Annotated in this window: 2 protein-coding genes; both read right to left on the bottom strand. The window is 72.8% G+C overall.

The annotated features are described in order from the left end of the window. Nucleotides 1-30: 30 nt before the first annotated feature. Nucleotides 31-933, bottom strand: a complete 903-nt coding sequence (locus HMPREF0731_RS19015) for an ABC transporter ATP-binding protein (RefSeq protein ID WP_007005834.1) — start codon at nt 931-933, stop codon at nt 31-33. Continuing rightward, nucleotides 930-1,949 (bottom strand): ABC transporter ATP-binding protein, encoded by a 1,020-nt coding sequence (locus HMPREF0731_RS19020; RefSeq protein WP_040614030.1) that lies wholly within the window; start codon nt 1,947-1,949, stop codon nt 930-932. Before HMPREF0731_RS19020 ends, HMPREF0731_RS19015 begins: the two co-directional genes overlap by 4 nt. Between the last annotated feature and the right edge of the window lie 273 nt (nt 1,950-2,222).

A 2,222-nucleotide genomic window follows, 5' to 3' on the forward strand; every position in this document is an offset into this window, starting at 1 on the left:
CGGCGGTCCCTCCCCGCCGCCCGTGGCAGGTCAGGCGGCCAGCACCCAGTGGCCGGCCGCCACCTCCTCCAGCCGCGCGCCGGGCGGCGGCGGCACCGGCTCGTAGCGGATGCGGCGGCGCTGCGCCTCGCGCGCCGGGTCCGGGATCGGCGCGGCGGAGAGCAGGGCGCGGGTATAGGGGTGGCGCGGATCGGCGAAGACCTGGGCCACCGGCCCCATCTCGACGATGCGGCCGCGCAGCATCACCGCCACGCGGTGGCAGAGATAGCGCACCATGCCGAGATCGTGCGCGATGAACAGATAGGCCATGCCCAGCTGCTCCTGCAGGTCGAGGAACAGGTTGACGATCTGCGCCTGGATCGAGACGTCGAGCGCGGTGATCGGCTCATCCGCCACGATCAGCTTCGGGCCGAGCGCGATGGCGCGGGCGATGCCGATGCGCTGGCGCTGGCCGCCCGAGAACTGGTGCGGGAAGCGGTCCATGAAGCGCGGATCCAGCCCGACCTGGGCGAAGAGGGCCGCGACACGCTCGCGCTGCTCGGCCTGGCCGCGCACCAGCCCGTGGCTGCGCAGCGGCTCGCCGACGCTCTCCCCCACCCGCAGCCGCGGGTTCAGCGAGGAGAAGGGATCCTGGAACACCACCTGCAACTGCTTGCGCACCGGCACCAGGGCGCTGCCGCGCAGCTGGGTGATGTCGCGCCCGTCGAATCGGATGCGGCCGGCGCTGGCCTCCTCCAGCCGCAGCACCATGCGGCCGGTGGTGCTCTTGCCGGAGCCGGATTCGCCCACCAGCCCCAGCGTCTCGCCCGGGGCGATGCTGAAGGAGACATCGTCCACCGCGCGCAGCGTGCGCACCGGCTGGCCGAACAATCCGCGCTGCAGCACGAAGTCGCGGGTCAGGCCCTCGACCTCCAGGAGCGGGGCGGCGCTCATGCCGCCCGCCCGCGCGCGTCGCGCAGATCGTACCAGGCGGCGACGAGATGGCCGGGCGCGCCGCCCGGCGCCTGGGCCAGCGGCGGCACCTCCTGCCGGCAGCGCTCGGTGGCCCAGGGGTTGCGCGGCGCGAAGGGGTCGCCGGGCGGCGGGTGGTAGAGATCGGGCGGCTGGCCGCCAATCTGCTGCAAGCGCGGCCGGCCGCCGGCCTGATCCGGCACTGGCGGCCGGTCATGATCGGGCAGCGAGCGCAGCAGGCCCCAAGTGTAGGCGCTGCGCGTGTCATGGAACACGGCGCGGGTCGGGCCGCGCTCCAGGATGCGGCCGCCATACATGACCTGCACCGTGTCGGCGATGCCGGCCACCACGCCCATGTCGTGGGTGATCCAGATCATCGCCATGCCGAGCTTCTTCTTCAGGTCGCGCATCAGGTCGAGCACCTGGGCCTGCACCGTCACGTCGAGCGCGGTGGTCGGCTCGTCGGCGATCAGCAGCTTCGGCTCGCAGGCGATGCCGATGGCGATCATCACGCGCTGGCGCATGCCGCCGGAGAATTCATGCGGGTACTGGGTGACGCGCTTCTGCGGGTCGGGGATGCCCACCAGGTCGAGCAGCTCCACCGCGCGCCGGCGCGCGGCGCCGCGGCTCATCCGGCGGTGGCAGACCAGCGCCTCGGTGATCTGGGTGCTGACGCGCAGCACCGGGTTCAGCGCGGTCATCGGGTCCTGGAAGATGATGCCGATCTCGGCGCCGCGCACCTGGCGCAGCTCGGCCTCCGGCATGGCCAGCAGGTCGCGGCCGCGGAACAGGGCGCGCCCGGCGGCGACGCGGCCGGGCGGGCGCGGGATCAGGCCGAGCAGGCTCAGCACATGCACGCTCTTGCCGCTGCCGCTCTCGCCCACCACGCCGAGGGTCTCACCCTCCTCCAGGCTGTAGGTGACGCCATTGACCGCATGCACGCTGCCCTCCCCGGTGTCGAAGCGAACGGTCAGGTCCTGGATCTCGAGCAAGGGCATGGGCGGCTCCGCGTTATCGAGAATGATTCTTAGTATCATTCTTAACAGAACCGCAAGCACGCGCATGGCACCGGCCCGATGGAGGGGCCGAGGGGACCACAAAGCTGGAGGAGCATCCGCCCGGTCGGGGTAGCCCCCGAACCCTGGCACGGAGCCATGGCTGCCGGGCGGAAAGACGGCCGCCATGCCGCCGGGTGCAGCGGGACGGGCCCACCCGACGGGGCAGGCTCAGCCGGAGAGGCGCGGGGCCGGTGCGACCCGGCTCAGGCGGCG

The organism is Pseudoroseomonas cervicalis ATCC 49957, from assembly GCF_000164635.1.
GTDB classification, from domain to species: domain Bacteria; phylum Pseudomonadota; class Alphaproteobacteria; order Acetobacterales; family Acetobacteraceae; genus Pseudoroseomonas; species Pseudoroseomonas cervicalis.